At 62.4% G+C, this 15287-nt stretch carries 17 protein-coding genes; 6 read left to right on the top strand and 11 right to left on the bottom strand.

The window, feature by feature from the left end:
- Positions 1–64 precede the first annotated feature (64 nt).
- Both AC4PTT_RS12670 and AC4PTT_RS12665 read right to left on the bottom strand, forming a co-directional pair.
- Positions 65–1261, bottom strand: coding sequence for a glycosyltransferase family 4 protein (locus tag AC4PTT_RS12670; RefSeq protein WP_206554511.1), 1197 nt, complete (start codon positions 1259–1261; stop codon positions 65–67).
- The gene (locus AC4PTT_RS12665) at positions 1239–1802 is read right to left on the bottom strand and encodes a polysaccharide biosynthesis/export family protein (protein ID WP_206546692.1); all 564 of its coding nucleotides are present in this window, start codon (positions 1800–1802) and stop codon (positions 1239–1241) included. The genes AC4PTT_RS12670 and AC4PTT_RS12665 overlap by 23 nt, the downstream gene beginning before the upstream one ends.
- Before the next feature lie 208 nt (positions 1803–2010).
- On the opposite strand from AC4PTT_RS12665, the gene AC4PTT_RS12660 reads away from it, so the two are divergent.
- Entirely contained in the window at positions 2011–4167 is a 2157-nt protein-coding gene (locus tag AC4PTT_RS12660) for a GumC family protein (protein ID WP_492161306.1), read from the top strand.
- 57 nt (positions 4168–4224) lie between these two features.
- Here AC4PTT_RS12660 and AC4PTT_RS12655 read toward each other — a convergent pair whose 3' ends face one another.
- Both AC4PTT_RS12655 and AC4PTT_RS12650 read right to left on the bottom strand, forming a co-directional pair.
- Positions 4225–5412 carry a GNAT family N-acetyltransferase gene (locus tag AC4PTT_RS12655; protein ID WP_492161305.1) on the bottom strand — a complete coding sequence of 396 codons (1188 nt, stop codon included), beginning with the start codon at positions 5410–5412 and terminating at the stop codon, positions 4225–4227.
- 78 nt (positions 5413–5490) lie between these two features.
- Positions 5491–5706, bottom strand: a complete 216-nt coding sequence (locus tag AC4PTT_RS12650; RefSeq protein ID WP_113154922.1) for a DUF2842 domain-containing protein — start codon at positions 5704–5706, stop codon at positions 5491–5493.
- Between the two features lie 167 nt (positions 5707–5873).
- On the opposite strand from AC4PTT_RS12650, the gene AC4PTT_RS12645 reads away from it, so the two are divergent.
- Complete coding sequence (locus AC4PTT_RS12645) at positions 5874–6992, top strand: COX15/CtaA family protein (protein WP_206546690.1); 1119 nt, start codon at positions 5874–5876, stop codon at positions 6990–6992.
- 74 nt (positions 6993–7066) lie between these two features.
- Here the strand turns inward: AC4PTT_RS12645 and argC are convergent, their stop codons facing one another.
- The 5 genes from argC to AC4PTT_RS12620 all read right to left on the bottom strand — a co-directional run bounded on the left by argC (position 7067) and on the right by AC4PTT_RS12620 (position 10941).
- Positions 7067–7996 (bottom strand): N-acetyl-gamma-glutamyl-phosphate reductase, encoded by a 930-nt coding sequence (gene argC, locus AC4PTT_RS12640; protein WP_492161304.1) that lies wholly within the window; start codon positions 7994–7996, stop codon positions 7067–7069.
- A 90-nt stretch (positions 7997–8086) separates the two neighbouring features.
- The gene (gene speB, locus AC4PTT_RS12635) at positions 8087–9034 is read right to left on the bottom strand and encodes an agmatinase (RefSeq protein ID WP_206549070.1); all 948 of its coding nucleotides are present in this window, start codon (positions 9032–9034) and stop codon (positions 8087–8089) included.
- Positions 9035–9241: 207 nt separating this feature from the next.
- Positions 9242–9727: a 30S ribosomal protein S9 gene (gene rpsI / locus AC4PTT_RS12630; protein WP_113154925.1), complete on the bottom strand. Its 486-nt coding sequence runs from the start codon at positions 9725–9727 to the stop codon at positions 9242–9244.
- Complete coding sequence (gene rplM / locus AC4PTT_RS12625) at positions 9727–10191, bottom strand: 50S ribosomal protein L13 (protein ID WP_113154926.1); 465 nt, start codon at positions 10189–10191, stop codon at positions 9727–9729. Before rplM ends, rpsI begins: the two co-directional genes overlap by 1 nt.
- Before the next feature lie 279 nt (positions 10192–10470).
- Positions 10471–10941, bottom strand: a complete 471-nt coding sequence (locus AC4PTT_RS12620) for a PaaI family thioesterase (protein WP_224873398.1) — start codon at positions 10939–10941, stop codon at positions 10471–10473.
- Positions 10942–11070: 129 nt separating this feature from the next.
- Here AC4PTT_RS12620 and AC4PTT_RS12615 point away from each other — a divergent pair, with 129 nt between their 5' ends.
- Both AC4PTT_RS12615 and AC4PTT_RS12610 read left to right on the top strand, forming a co-directional pair.
- A complete protein-coding gene (locus AC4PTT_RS12615; RefSeq protein WP_492161303.1) occupies positions 11071–11889 on the top strand; it encodes an enoyl-CoA hydratase in 819 nt (272 codons plus the stop codon).
- A 2-nt stretch (positions 11890–11891) separates the two neighbouring features.
- On the top strand, positions 11892–12335 hold the full coding sequence (locus AC4PTT_RS12610) for a VOC family protein (RefSeq protein WP_206546686.1): 444 nt from the start codon (positions 11892–11894) through the stop codon (positions 12333–12335).
- 60 nt (positions 12336–12395) lie between these two features.
- On the opposite strand, the gene AC4PTT_RS12605 is transcribed toward AC4PTT_RS12610, so the two are convergent.
- Positions 12396–12680, bottom strand: a complete 285-nt coding sequence (locus tag AC4PTT_RS12605) for a hypothetical protein (RefSeq protein WP_113154929.1) — start codon at positions 12678–12680, stop codon at positions 12396–12398.
- A 227-nt stretch (positions 12681–12907) separates the two neighbouring features.
- Positions 12908–13240, bottom strand: a complete 333-nt coding sequence (locus AC4PTT_RS12600; RefSeq protein WP_113154930.1) for a hypothetical protein — start codon at positions 13238–13240, stop codon at positions 12908–12910.
- Between the two features lie 115 nt (positions 13241–13355).
- Here AC4PTT_RS12600 and AC4PTT_RS12595 point away from each other — a divergent pair, with 115 nt between their 5' ends.
- Positions 13356–13877, top strand: a complete 522-nt coding sequence (locus tag AC4PTT_RS12595; RefSeq protein ID WP_492161302.1) for a CoA-binding protein — start codon at positions 13356–13358, stop codon at positions 13875–13877.
- 121 nt (positions 13878–13998) lie between these two features.
- Positions 13999–15282, top strand: coding sequence for an O-acetylhomoserine aminocarboxypropyltransferase (locus AC4PTT_RS12590; protein WP_113154932.1), 1284 nt, complete (start codon positions 13999–14001; stop codon positions 15280–15282).
- The last annotated feature ends 5 nt before the right edge of the window (positions 15283–15287 follow it).

Below are 15287 nucleotides of genomic sequence, written 5' to 3'. Positions count from 1 at the left end.
TATTTTGCGGGGCGTAAGATTCCCTTTCATGAAAGTACTGGCTGGGAATATTTTCCGGTTGTGCTTAACGAGTTATTGGCAGGCTCGTCCGGTAGACCGTTTCAATGGCCTTCGCCATCACATCCGCGCCGAAACGGGCGCGCAGTTCTCCAGGCGGCGGCATGAGGGCGTGAAAGGCGCGCTCGTCATCAAGGGCGCGCTGCATGGTCCCGGCAATGGCGCCGGCGTCGGGCTCGGTGAGGGCAGGGGACGCCTCTCCGAAGACCTCCGGAATGCCGCCCACGGCGGTGGCGATGAGCGTGCGCCCGGCGGCCAGCGCTTCCAGAACGATATAGGGCATGGCTTCGGCGCGTGATGGCACCACCATGATCCGCGCCAGCCCGAAGGCCTCGCGCGCGGGCATGGCCGGGAGAAAGCGAATGCGCTCCCCGAAGCCGAGCTCGTCGGCCTGACGCCTGTACCCTTCAAGACCGGCCCCGTCTCCGACCATGACGGCCGTAAGGTCGCGTCCGAGCAGGTCGCGCGTAAGCGCCAGTGCGTCGATGAAGAGATCCGGTCCCTTCAGGTCGCGCATCATGCCGATATAGAGAAAGTCCGCCGCATTCCCGACTGTCCGGACAGGCTCAAACTCGGCCGGCGTCAGTCCGTTATAAACAAGCGAGAACGGTGCGCGGGGCTTCCCCACCTTCTGCTCGAAGGTGCGTTTTTCGTAGTCCGAAACGAACAGGATGTGATCGGTGAAGCGGTCCATCAGGCGCTCGATGGCGAAGAACACGCGCCCCGTCGCCGTCTCCGCCGCATAGTGCAGGCTACCGCCATGGGGCGAGTAGATGCGCGCGGGCCGCTGTCCCGCCATGCGCATCATCGTGCCGAACACACGCGCATAGACGCCGCCTTTTGCGCCATGGCCGTGAAGAACATCGGGCCGCATTTCGCGCACCACGTGATAGGCGCGCCGTGCAGCTGTCAGATCGCCGATCCCGATATGGCGCTGCATGGGCGTGCGGCGCACACCGAGAGAGAGGCTGGGCTCCAGCGCGGCGATCAGGCTCGCCTCATAGTCGCCGCCAGTGGTGGAATCGCAGATGATGCCGACATCATGCCCCGCCGCGCGCTGCGCGTCGCACAGGTCGCGCACATGGCGGAAGATGCCGCCGACCGGCGAACGAAAACAGTGAACGATGCGCAGCTTCCCACCACCAGCCTCAGCCGGCAGGGGCGTTTGCGGGGGAGATGTCTCAGAACAGGCGTTCACGGACATAGACGGTGTCACCGGGAAGCAGCGGGTCCGTGGTGACCACGCGACCGGTCAGAACCTTGCCATTGATGTCGCGGGTGATGTCCACATTGCCCTGATTGGCGCGCGGGCTGAAACCGCCGGCCGCCGCAACGGCCTTCTGTACGGTCATGCCCGGCACATAGGAATACTGACCCGGTGCGCCCACTTCGCCCATGATGAACACCGGGCGGTAGCGGTCGACCTCGACGGTCACGTCGGGATCGCGCAGATATCCCTGGCGGAGCATGCTGGCGATGGACTGCTCGACCTGTTTGGAGGTCTTGCCGCGCGCCGGCACCGATCCCACCAGCGGAAACGCGATGTAACCGGACTGGTCGACATTATAGGTGTTGCTGAGGTTGTCCTGGTCGAAGACGGTGATGCGCAGCGTGTCGCCTGCATCAAGCACATAGGGCTGATAGAGCGCTTCGTGAAACGCCGCCGGCGCCGGGCGATAGCCCGAACAGCCTGAAGCGACAACGAGCGCTGCCAGCACTGGCAAGAATTTGGCTTTATTCTTCATGACGGACTGCAAACCTCTGGCGTCATCTTGACCCGCAAACACAGGTCCCATGCCCGTTTTATCCATCCATTAGGGTTAATGTCGGGTAAAGCGCTCTTATACCCTCATAGCGCGCATACCGTAACCGTCTAGCGGTGTGCGTGAAGCTTTAACCCGCTGGTTACTATGCGCGTTTACCTTGGCGCGGACCAATTTGGGAGCAGACCGCATGAACAGCGATCAGATCGCGCATGGTGACGTGGATGTCGACCTGGGCCGGCTTTTTGCCGCTGTCCGGCGCAAATGGCCGCGCATTCTGTTTGCTTCTCTCATTATTACGGGACTGGTGTTCGCGCTTGCCTATATGGCCACCCCGCAATACCGCGCGCAGACAAGGCTTCTGATCGAGACGCGCGAATCAATCTACACCCGTCCGCAGGGCGTGGGCGATGGCGACCGTCCGATTCTTGACGGGGAAGGGGTCACCAGCCAGGTCGAGCTGATCACCTCGACGGAAATCCTCGACACGGTGGCGCGCGATCTCAACCTTGCAAACCGCAAGGAGTTCTCCGGCAGCGGGGGCTCGCTTGTCTCGCGCATCCTCGTCATGGTCGGTCTCAAGAGCGCGCCGGTCGAGGGCACTGCGGAAGAAAAGGTGCTGCGGGCTTTTCGTGAACGGCTGACGGTTTATCGCGTCGAGAATTCGCGCGTCATCGTGATCGAGTTTTCCTCGGAAGACCCGCAGCTTGCCGCAGAGGTGCCCAATGCGGTGGCCAACGCCTATGTCGCCATGCAGAGCGACGCCAAGCTTCAGTCCAACACCAGTGCGACCCAGTGGCTTGAGCCGGAAATCGAGGACCTGCGCGAGCGCGTGAAACAGGCCGAGGCGCGGGTCGCGGAATACCGCGCCCAGTCGGATCTCCTGCTTGGGCAGAACAACACCGTGCTGGCCACGCAGCAGCTTTCGGAACTCTCCAGCGAGCTTTCGCGCACCCGCGCCAACCGTTCGGCCGCAGCCGCGCAGGCGGCATCCGTGCGTAGCGCCCTTGAAAGCGGTGTGGCCATCGAGAGCATGCCGGAGGTTCTCGCGTCGCCACTCATCCAGCGGCTGCGCGAGCGGCAGGTGGAATTGAACGCGCAGATCGCCGATCTGTCGACCACGCTTCTTGGAAACCATCCACGCATCCGCGCCCTGCGCTCGCAGTTAAGCGATCTCGATGTCCAGATCCGCAATGAGGCCACCAAGGTGCTCGCGGGGCTCGAAGCCGAGGCTGCCCGCGCGGAGCGCCGCGAGGAGGAGCTGCAGGCCGAACTCAACCGCCTCAAGGTCGCCTCGGCGCGCGCCGAAGAAGAGCAGGTGGAGCTGCGCGCCCTGGAGCGCGAAGCCGCCGCACAGCGCGAATTGCTGGAATCCTATCTGACCCGCTACCGCGAGGCTGCCTCGCGCAGCGACCGCAATTATCTCCCCGCCGATGTGCGCATCTTCTCCCGCGCCATCACGCCGAGCGAGCCCTATTTCCCAAAAATCGTGCCGATCACGGCGGCGGCCTTTGTCGCTTCTCTGCTGATCATGGCCGTGATCACGCTTCTGCAGGAACTGTTCTCCGGGCGCGCCATGCGCCCGTCGGCTGTGGCGCCCGCGCCGCTTCCAGCGGCCGTTCCCATGCGGCGGGCCGAGCCTGCGCTTGATGCGGTTCCGGCCCCGGAACGGCCTTCGGAGCCGGTCCTGCCGACGCCCGAGGTCGCAGACCTTCCTTTTCCGAAGCCCGTATCGCGGACGGCCCGCTATGGCGGCATGGATGTGGAGCAGGCCTCCGAGCGGCTCGTCACCGGGGGCGTTACCCGGGCGCTGTTCATTTCGCCGGAAGGGGATGAGGCGGCTGCCGCTTCGGTTCTGGTCGCGCGGGATGTGGCTGATTCCGGCATGCGGGTCCTGCTGCTCGACCTCACTTCATCGGGTGCCGCATCGCTTCCCATGCTGGAAAGCGTTGCCTATGCCGGCATCACCAATCTTCTGGCGTCCGAGGCGAACTTTGCCGATGTGATCCACACGGACCTGTTCTCCGAGTGCCACATCATCCCCGTTGGCACGGCGGACCCGCAGCGCGCCATGCGCGCCGCCGACCGGCTGCCCATCATCATCGAATCGCTGTCGGCGGCCTATGATGTGGTCATCATCGAGTGCGGTCCCGTCGATGCGCAGGGGATTGGACGTCTCATGTCGTCCGATACGCAGGTTCTTGTCAGCATGATTGATCCGGAAGCCGGTGAGCTGGCCGCAGAAACGGCCGAGGAACTGCGCGAGAGCGGCATCGCAACGCCCATCCTCGTTTCGCCGACTGGCGGTTCCAAACCGCCCGCACCGCCCGGACGCGACGCCGCCTGATCCTGTTCTTTCGCATTTGTGTGGCCGTTGGGAGGCTCCACCTGACGGAGAAATACCCTAGCGCCTCAACGCCGAAAGCCGTTTGCGCAGGCCCTTGGCCATGGCCCAGAGGCGCGGGTCGTTGATGACGATGCGTTTTCCGCCCGCAATGGCGCCGCGTGTCAGGGCCATTGCCCGCCCTTTGACCGTTAGCGGAACAAAGCTGTCGAACTGTACGGTCTCCAGATCACACCACAGGCGCTTGTAATATTCGTCGCCGACGCTGAAGTCATAGACCTTCAGACCCTGTTCGCAGGCTTCCTGAATGTTCTCGAAAAACAGGAAACGCCCGGGGCTGATCTCCGTCAGCTCGTCGTCCGAGATCGAGCTGAATTCGCAGATGATGCGATCATCGGTGAGGCTGGAGCCGGTCACGGCGCGAAGCCTGCCGGCAACCTCCAGCCCGTGAAGCACGAATTTCGGATGTTCGCTTGCCGTTGCTTCGCCAAACAGCGTGTGAAACGCAGCCTGGACCGGCGCTGGCGCAAACACGTTCTGGATGCCCATCTGTGCAAAGCGCTCCGCCTTCATGGCGAAGAAGGCCTCCAGCATCGTATCCGCCTCATCCGGTGTTTTCGCCATGCGCCGTTCAAAGCCGCCGGCGGCTTCAAGCTTGCGCGCCTGCGAGCGGTGCTGCTTGCGTTTTCGCTTGCCGCTGGCGCGCAAAAGCGCCGCGTCGAATCCGCCCTCCAGATCGACCGCAAGCGACAGATTGGGGCTTTCGCTGTGCGGCCAGAAAAGAAGTGGATTGGCCACGCCATCGCAGGCATGGAGCTGACGCTCCAGACTCAGAAGGTCGATGTCCGGCCTCTGGTCATGGATGTGGTCGAGGAGGTCCCGTAGCTGGACAGAACCGATGCGGTCGTCCGCCCGCCGGTCAGTCAGCGGAAAATTGCCATTGGCATGCCGGTCGCCGATGAAGCGCGCCACGCGAAAGCGCCCCTGCGCAGCCAGCTCCAGCGGAAGGCTCATAAGATGGCCTGCACTGTCTGAAAGCCGAACGATCAGCGTCTCGTGAACACTGTGCCTGGCCCAGGCGGAAACCCATTCAGGGCTCTGCGCCGGCATGAAGCAGGAGGCAGCGCTGTCCTCGCGATAGAGAGCCAGCGCCGCTCTATCGGCCGGGCGCAATTCGACTGTCAGCCCCGCAGCGGGGCTTGCCGTGGCGCTCGGTGTCCGTTCAGGCTGGTTGGAAACCGTCATCATCCATCGCGATCAACAGGACCGCCGCACGGGCGGCTTTGATCCTGTGTAACCGCAAAAGGTGAAAGAAAGATCGACGGATCAGGCGTCGTTCTGCGGTCGCCCGATCATCCAGCGGATGATGAACATGGCGGGAATGATCCACAGAAGGCCGGTCAGGAAATAATAGGCAAGGTGCATCAGCGGACCGGCATCGGCCAGCTGCGCCACGGCGATTGCCGTCGACAGGATGGCGTAAACCACGACCAGCGCCACGAGGGCGACCATACCGATGAATTTTCGCAGGCGTACGGGCATTGGGAAGACCTTTCCGCCGCTTCATAGAGTGAGCCGCCCCGCGATGCAATCGCAGGCATTCACCTGCGCGACGGCTTGTCGCGTAATTGGCGCTGCGGCTTGCAACTTGCCGGGCTTTGGTTCACCTACAGACTTCTTCCGAAACGATGATGGCTGACGCTGTGGATATGACTGCTACCAGTGCTGCAACCGCGCAAGTTCCGCAGGAAACCCTGCTGCGCAATCGAAAATTCGTGCGCCTCTGGCTCTACTTTGTGCTGTTTACGCTGTTTGCGCTGGTGATCGTCGGCGGCGCGACGCGGCTGACCGAATCCGGCCTCTCCATCACCGAATGGAAACCGATCCACGGCGTGATCCCGCCGCTCAGCGAAGCCGAATGGCAGGAAGAGCTGGAGAAGTACCGCCAGATCCCCGAATACCAGCAGATCAACAAAGGCATGAGCCTTGGCGAGTTCAAGACCATCTTCTGGTGGGAATGGGCGCACCGGCTTCTGGCGCGTGGCGTCGGCTTCGTTTTTGCGCTGCCGCTGGCGTTCTTCTGGATGACCGGGCGGCTTGAAAGCGATTTGAAGCCCAAGCTTCTCGGCATTCTGGCGCTTGGCGGGCTTCAGGGCGCGGTCGGCTGGTGGATGGTCGCCTCCGGTCTTGTCGACCGTGTGGATGTGAGCCAGTACCGACTCGCCACACACCTCACCATCGCCTGCTTCATCTTCGCCGCCACCGCGCTGGTCGCGCGCGGGCTTGCGCCCCACTCGACGGGGCGGGCCGAGGAGGGCATTCGCCGCTTCGCCGGCTGGATGGTGGTCGCCGTCCTCTTCCAGATCTATCTGGGTGGTCTCGTGGCCGGTCTTCGCGCAGGCATGACCTACAACACCTGGCCGCTGATGGACGGTGCACTGGTGCCGGGCGGTCTGTTCGCGCAGACGCCTGCCTGGCTCAATTTCTTCGAGAACCCCAAGATGGTGCAGTTCATTCACCGTCTCGGCGCTTACGCGCTTCTGGCGCTGGCGCTCTGGCAGATGGTGTTCGTGCTCCGCCGTGCGCCCTCCACGCCGCATGCGCGCCGGGCGGTCCTGTTTGCCGCTCTCGTTCTGGTGCAGGCGGCCATTGGCATCGTCACGCTGCTCATGGTCGTGCCCATCGACGTGGCGCTCACCCATCAGGGCGTGGCGCTGGTGGTTCTGTTCTTCGCCTGCGCCCACTGGCGCGCGACGAAGGGGCCTTATCCGCTGCCCGGCGCTCGACGTCTCAAGCGTGACGAAGACGAGGTCTACGCGGCGATATAACGGCGCAGAACGCTCCAAACAAAAAGGCGCGCCCTACGGGGACGCGCCTTTTTTATTGGGCGATGTCTGGAGGCTCAGAGCCCCTGAAGCATCAGATCCATGTTCTGCACGGCAGCGCCGGAAGCGCCCTTGCCGAGATTGTCATAGACGGCGACCAGCAGGGCCTGCGCGCGCGCATCGTTGACGAAGACATGCAGCGTCATGTCGTTGGTGTTGTTGTGGGTCTCCGGGTTCAGCGCTTCCGTGCGCTCGATCACGCCGTAAGGAGCGACCTTCACCACACCATCCTTGATGGCGCTGTAATGGTCGGCGAGCGCGGCATGCATCCGGGCGCCCGTCGGCACGCTGTCGAGGTGGCCAAGCTGCAGGGGCAGGGCGGTCAGCATCCCTTGCGCGAAATCGCCGACAGCCGGCTGCATGAGCGGCGCGCCGGCAAGGCCTGCATAGGCCTGAAGCTCCGGCAGATGCTTGTGGTTGAGCGACAGCCCATAAGGCATGAACTCCGGCGCTGCGTCACCTTTCGCCTCGTAATCCTCGATCATGGTGCGGCCGCCGCCGGAATAGCCGGAAATGCCGTTCACCGTGATTGGCAGATCGGCTGGCAGCAGGCCGGCTTGGATCAGCGGGCGCAGGAAGGCGATGGGCCCCTGCGGCCAGCAGCCGGGATTGGCGACGCGCTTGGCGGTGCGGATCGCGTCGCCCTGCGCCTTGTCCAACTCGGCGAAGCCATAGGTCCAGCCTTCGGCCACGCGATGCGCGGTCGAGGCGTCGATCACGCGGGTGCTGTCGTTCTCGATCAGCGAGACGCTTTCGCGCGCGGCATCGTCGGGAAGGCACAGAATGGCGATGTCGGCAGCGTTGAGGAATTCGGCGCGGGCAGCCGGATCCTTGCGCTTTTCTGGCGGAATGGAGATCACTTCGATGTCGCGGCGCTCGGCCAGCCGCGTCCTGATCTGCAGGCCGGTGGTGCCGTGTTCGCCATCGATGAAGATTTTCGCCGTCATGGTGTCAGTCCTGGAAAAGATTCGGATTTCAACTGGTTATGCGCGCCGGCGGAATCAATCCGCAAAGCGCTTGAATCGCTGCTTCAGCTCTTATCGTCGCTTTCGCGCCGCGAGAAGGCCGAGATAGTGCATGGCGATGGTTGCCCCCGCGATGGCCGTTATGTCGGCATGGTCATAGGCTGGAGCGACCTCCACCACATCCGCGCCGACGATGTCGAGCGCGCCGAGCTGGCGCAGAACGGAAAGCATCCGGGCGCTGGATGGGCCGCCGGCCACCGGTGTTCCGGTGCCGGGCGCATAAGCGGGGTCGAGGCAGTCGATATCGAAAGTGACATAGGCAGGCCGGTCGCCGACGCGGGCCATGATGGCCTCGGCGATCTCGCCGGCCTTCATCTCTTCCACGTCATGGCCGTGGAGAATGGCGATGCCGCAATCCTCGGGCGCGTGAGTGCGAATGCCGACCTGAATGGACGCCGCCGGATCGATGACGCCGTCGCGCACCGCGCGGCCGACAAAGGAGCCGTGGTCGATGCGCTTGCCGTCATCATACCAGGTGTCCTGATGCGCATCGAACTGCACGAGGGCGAGGGGCCCGTGCTTTGCTGCATGCGCTTTCAAAAGCGGCCAGGTGACGAAGTGGTCGCCGCCAAGCGAAAGCAGAAACGCATCGGATTTGAGGATCTTTGCCGCTTCGCGCTCAATGGTCGCCGGCGTCTTCTGGTGATTGCCGTAATCCAGAAGGCAGTCACCATAATCGATGACGGCCAGCGCCTCGAACAGATCGGCGTCGAACGGATATTGCGGATCATTGTCGAAGATCGCCGAGGCGCGGCGGATCGCCTGCGGGCCGAAGCGCGCGCCCGGCCGGTTGGAGACGGCGGCGTCGAAGGGGATGCCCCACACGACGGCGTCAGCGCCCTTCAGCGATTTGGTGAATTTGCGGCGCATGAAGGAGAGCGCTCCCGCATAGGTCGGGTCGCTGGCCGCGCCCGTCAGGCCGCGGGCGGTGAAGGCATTGTCGATGGAATTCGACGGCATGGCGCTCCTCCTTCAGAGCATTTCGCAGTCAGGCCCACCCGCCTGACATCCGCACGAATGCGGTGAAACAATAAAGACAGAGCCCGGCTGCGACGCCATGAGGCGGTGAACCGCTCCATCGGCCCAATGGGTAGGGGGAAGGCAAAATCTGCGCAAGAAAAAAGCGGACCCGAAGGCCCGCTTTTCGTTCTTGGAAGTTCGTGAAGCTTAGCGCTTGGAGAACTGGAACGAACGACGAGCCTTTGCCCGGCCGTACTTCTTACGCTCAACCACGCGGCTGTCGCGGGTCAGGAAGCCACCCTTCTTGAGGACGCCACGCAGCTCCGGCTCGTAATGGGTCAGAGCCTTGGAGATGCCGTGACGAACTGCACCGGCCTGGCCGGACAGGCCGCCGCCAACGACAGTGGCGACGACGTCGTACTGGCCGTTGCGGTCGGCAGCAACGATCGGCTGCTGCAGGATCATCTGCAGAACCGGGCGTGCGAAGTAAGCCGCGAACTCTTTGCCGTTGACGGTGATCTTGCCGGAGCCCGGCTTGACCCACACGCGGGCAATTGCGTTCTTGCGCTTGCCGGTGGCGTAAGCGCGGCCATGTGCGTCCAGCTTCTGCACATGCACCGGAGCAGCTTCCTGCTCGGCGTTCTGCGCAGCGGTTGCCGCACCCAGCTCTTCGAGGGAGTTGATTTCGGCCATTACTGGGCCCTCACATTCTTCTTGCTCATGGCGGCGACGTCGAGCGTCTCCGGGTTCTGGGCGACATGCGGGTGCTCGGCGCCTGCATAGATGCGCAGGTTCTTCATCTGGCGACGGCCAAGCGGGCCACGCGGAACCATGCGCTCAACGGCCTTCTCAACCACGCGCTCGGGGAACCGGCCCTCGAGCAGCTGGCGCGCAGTGCGCTCCTTGATGCCGCCGGGGTGACCCGTGTGCCAGTAGTATTTCTTGTCGGTGTATTTCTTGCCGGTGAAGACCACCTTGTCGGCATTGATGACGATGACGTTGTCGCCGTCGTCCACATGCGGGGTGAAGGTGGGCTTGTGCTTGCCGCGGAGACGGTTTGCGACGATGGTGGCCAGACGACCGACGACGAGACCTTCGGCGTCAATCAGGATCCACTTCTTCGTCACTTCCGCAGGCTTCTGCGAAAAGGTTTTCATGGGTCTTTTCCGTTTTATTGGACCCGGCCCGAAGGCAGGGCGTTTCTTGTTGCTTGTGTTCGCGGCGATCTTGTCCGGTTCGGATTCGGCCAGCGCAAACCAATGCAGCACCACATTCGAGGTGCAGCGATGGTTACCTATAGACGGACCGGGGGATCGTCAAGCGCAATGTTTCGAGTATTGCGCTGAAAAAATCAATAAAAACAATTGTTTAAAAATACGGTATTATAATACCGCATGAATTGACGCCCGTTTGGCGCGCTTCAGCCGTGCAAAAGCCTATTTTGAGGGTGGAATGGAGTAGGTTCCGGTCGCGTGGGCAACGGTTTCGCCCGTGTCGCCAGCCACCAGCTCGGCCTCGAAGACCATCAGCCGCCGGCCCAGTTTCAGGATGCGGCAATGGCCGTCCACGACGCCTGCCTCGGCCTTGCGCATGAAGTTGATGTTCAGGTTGGTGGTGACGGCCAGCGCCTTGCGCCCGACATGGGAGAGCGCGCAGACATAGCCGCCGATATCGGCGAGGGCAAAGAGCGAGGGGCCGGCCACCGTGTCGCCGGGGCGCAGATGCTGAAAGCCTGCTTCCAGACGCACCGTACAGCCCCCCGGCCAGACTTCCAGCGCGCGATAATCGGGTGTCTCCCCGCTGCAGGCCTGGGGAAAGACATCGCGCAGATAGAGATTGACCTCTTCAGCGTCCATCACCGGCTGGAGCGCGCTGTCCGGCCTTGTGCCTTCCCGCTTCATATCCATGATCCTGACCTCCCGTTCGACGCCGGCTGGATCTGTCGCAAAAGGCCGGCTGCGAAGAGAATTGCCGGATTGCCGTTGCAACACAAGCGGCACTATGGTGACGGCGGTTCATGAACACGGAGGAAGACCATGGCCAATGCGGCGGCAGTGCAGGAGAGCGTCCAGGCGCCGGTTTCAGTCAGTGAGGCGGACGGCATTGTGCAGATCACGCTCGCGAGCCCGCCGGCCAATGCCCTCTCGATCGCCATGATGGAGGCGCTGAAGGGAGCGCTCGACCACGCCCGCGACGATGATGCGGTCCGGGTCATCGTGCTGCGTTCCGAGGGCAAGGTGTTCTGCGCCGGTCACGATCTGAAGGAACTCACGGCCCACCGCGCCGATGCGGACCGGGGCAGGGCGTTCTTCGAAAAGACCATGCTCCTCTGCTCGGGCCTCATGCAGACCATCGTGCGTCATCCCAAGCCGGTGATCGCCGAGGTGAGCGGCATCGCCACCGCTGCCGGTTGCCAGCTTGTCGCCTCCTGCGATCTGGCGGTTGCGAGCGAGACGGCGCGCTTTGCCACGCCGGGCGTGAATATCGGCCTGTTCTGTTCCACGCCCATGGTTGCCCTGTCGCGCAATGTCTCGCGCAAGCACGCGATGGAGATGCTGTTGACGGGCGAGATGGTCGATGCCGGGCGCGCGCATGCCTTCGGTCTCGTCAACCGGGTCGTGCCGCAGGATGCGTTGAATCAAACCGTGATGAATTTCGCGCAAACCATTGCTTCCAAATCGCCTTTGACGCTGAAGATCGGCAAGGAGGCGTTCTATGCACAGGCCGAGATGGAGCTGTCACAGGCCTATGATTACACGGTGCGGGTCATGGTCGAGAACATGCTCGCCCGTGATGCCGAAGAGGGCATCGGCGCGTTCATCGAAAAACGCGCTCCCGAGTGGAAAGGGAAGTAGGCATGGAGCCGCGCATCTCGCTGATCACGCTTGGCGTAGACGATCTTGAGCGCGCGGTGGCGTTTTACGAGGCCATGGGGCTTGAGCGTAATCGCAAGATGACGGGTGGTGTCGCCTTCTTCCAGATGGGCGGGATGATCCTGGCGCTCTGGCCGCGCGAGGAGCTTGTGGCCGATGTCGGCGAAGAGAATTATCGCGCAGCCCATGAGGCGGCGGCCGGGCATTCAGGTGTGGCGCTCGCCTACAACACGCGCAGCGAGGACGATGTGATCGTCGTGCTCAACCGCGCCGCCAAAGCGGGTGGCCGGATCGTGAAACCTGCCGCTCATGCCTCATGGGGCGGGTTTCAGGGGTATTTTGCCGACACAGAGGGGAACCTCTGGGAGGTTGCGTTCAATCCGGATTTTCCGATCAGCGACGACGGCGCGATCTCGCTGCCGGATTGAGCGATCTACGGGGGCGACAAACGCGCCGCCTCCGCAAATGCCTGGCGTGAAGCAGGCGATCTAGTCGTCGCTCCAGCACACATGGGCAGGGCACGCATCGGTATCGAGCGCCGGTAAAAGCCGCACTTTGAGTGTTTCATAATGCGCAGGGCATTCGCTCTGATCCGCGACAAACCGGTCGTAGCGCCGGGGAGCCTGTGCGGTGCTCGACGGATAACGCAGGATGACCGCCCCGTTTTCGCTGATGGAATCCTGAAGCTCCCTGCAGGTCTGACCACCTGCCTGAGCGCTGCTGTTGGGGTAAAGGAGGACGCAGGCAACGGCTAACATCAATGACTTACGCATAGCTTCCCTTTCTGAGATTTTTGACTTTCAAACACGCTTTTCGCCGGCCAGAAATGCTGGTGGCTTCAGGGGCGCGCCGGGACGTTATGCAGCAGGAAAATTGCCGGTAAAAGCGGCTATAAAGTTAAATAAATCAATGATTTTTGAGATGTTCTTTTATAGCAATATAACGCCGGACGGTTCTCATGGAGACCGCATCCGGAGCATCTTTCTGTGGGCCGTTCCCGTCAGTTCCGGAATATCCACCGGCGGTCGAAAAGCCGCTCCCGCATCTCCGCCTTGCAGCGCAGAACCGGGCAGGATTCGCGGTCTGCGGTGGGGATGTAATCGCGCACGGCGATGTGCGCCACCGGGCAGAAATTCTCATTCGCCACATAGCGGTCATAGCGCGGCAGGCTCGGATTGTTGCGCGACTGGTAGCGCATGATCGCAGCGCCCTCCGCATTGATCCTGGCTTGCGCCTCGGCACAGCTCATGGCAGTTGACGTGTATCGGGATATGGCTCCGGCGGGGCTGGCCAGAACGACCATTCCAAGGGTCAGGGCGATGTATCTCAACATGATCGGTCACTTTGCTTTGAGCAGGCTGCAACGGGTGCAGCGGATAACGATTATCATATCATAGCCTGCGGCTTTGCCGAGATTGAGGCGGCATTCGCAGGGTTCGGGAGCGACGATGAACCACGACAGTTACGACGACGCCTATATTTCCGGCATTCTGAACACGGTGAAGAGCGTCGCCATTGTGGGTGCTTCGGCCAATGAGGTCAGGCCCAGCTTCTTTGTCACGAAGTATCTGATCGACAAGGGATACACGGTGTTTCCCGTCAATCCCGGTCAGGCCGGCAAGGAGATCGCCGGTCGTCCCGTCGCCGCAACGCTTGCCGATCTCGCCGAGCCCGTCGACATGGTCGATGTCTTCCGCCCATCCTCCGCCATTCCGGGCCTGACGGACGAGATCCTCGCCATGGAGACGCTCCCCAAAGTGGTCTGGATGCAGCTAACTGTGCGTGACGATGTGTCTGCAACACGGCTTGAGGAGAAGGGCATTCAGGTCGTGATGGATCGCTGCCCGAAGATCGAATATGCGCGGCTTTCACGCGAAATCGGCTGGAACGGCGTCAACAGCCGCGTGATTTCGTCGAAAAAGCCGATCATGCGCAAAGGTTTCCAGAGCTTCGGCATTCGCCAGCGCTGATTTTTCAGTGCAGCCGGTCGGCGGGGCATAAATCTCCTTTGCCTGCGACCAAGGGCTCTGTATTGATGCCCGCAACCCTGATTTTTGACATGGAGGGATTTTGACATGGAGGGATTGTCATATGAGTGAGCGTACTCCCGGTTTCGACACGCTGGCGGTGCATGCAGGGGCCCAGCCCGATCCGGCGACAGGCGCACGCGCCACGCCGATCTACCAGACCACCTCCTATGTCTTCGACGATGCGGACCATGCCGCTTCGCTGTTCGGCCTCAAGGCCTTCGGCAACATCTACACCCGCATCATGAATCCCACCCAGGCCGTGCTCGAAGAGCGCGTTGCAGCCCTTGAGGGCGGCACGGCGGCGCTGGCCACGGCTTCCGGCCATGCGGCTCAGTTGCTGACCTTCCACAATCTCATGCGGCCGGGCGCGAATTTCATCGCTGCCAAAAGGCTTTACGGCGGTTCCATCAATCAGTTCGGCCATGCCTTCAAGAATTTCGACTGGCATGTCCGCTGGGCCGATCCGGAGAATTTCGACAGTTTCGAAAGCCAGATCGATGACGACACGCAGGCGATCTTCGTCGAGAGCCTGGCCAATCCGGGCGGCACTTTCGTGGATCTGGAAAAGATTGGCGACATTGCGCGCCGTCACGGCCTGCCGCTGATCGTCGACAACACGATGGCGTCGCCCTACCTGCTGCGTCCCATCGAGCATGGCGCGGATATCGTGCTGCACTCGCTCACCAAGTTCATGGGCGGCCACGGCAATTCCGTGGGCGGCGCACTGGTCGATGGCGGCACGTTCGACTGGTCGAAGTCCGGCAAGTACCCGATGCTCTCCGAGCCGCGTCCCGAATATGGCGGCATGGTTCTGCACGAGACCTTCGGCAATTTCGCCTTCGCAATCGCAGCCCGCGTTCTGGGCCTGCGCGATTTCGGTCCGGCGATCTCGCCCTTCAACGCCTTCCAGATCCTCACCGGCATCGAGACGCTGGCGCTTCGCATGCAGCGCCACAGCGACAATGCGCTGAAGGTGGCCGAATGGCTCAAGGGGCACGACAAGGTGTCGTGGGTTTCCTATCCGGGCCTGCCGGAAGATCCCAACCACGCGCTCATGAAGAAGTATTCGCCCAAGGGCGCTGGCGCTGTCTTCACCTTCGGCCTGAAAGACGGGTTCGATGCGGGCGTAAAGGTGGTGGAGAGCGTCGAACTCTTCTCGCATCTGGCCAATATCGGCGACACCAAGTCGCTGATCATCCATCCGGCTTCCACCACCCACCGCCAGCTCTCCGACGAGCAGAAGGCGGCGGCTGGCGCCGGCGTCGATGTGATCCGCCTGTCCATCGGCATTGAGGACGTGGCGGACATCATCGCCGATCTGGAGCAGGCGCTCGCCAAAATCTGATCGAA

This window comes from Nitratireductor sp. WH36-1, assembly GCF_058725515.1.
The sequence above is the reverse complement of the archived record's forward strand: the minus strand, read 5'-3'. Positions and strand labels throughout refer to the sequence as shown.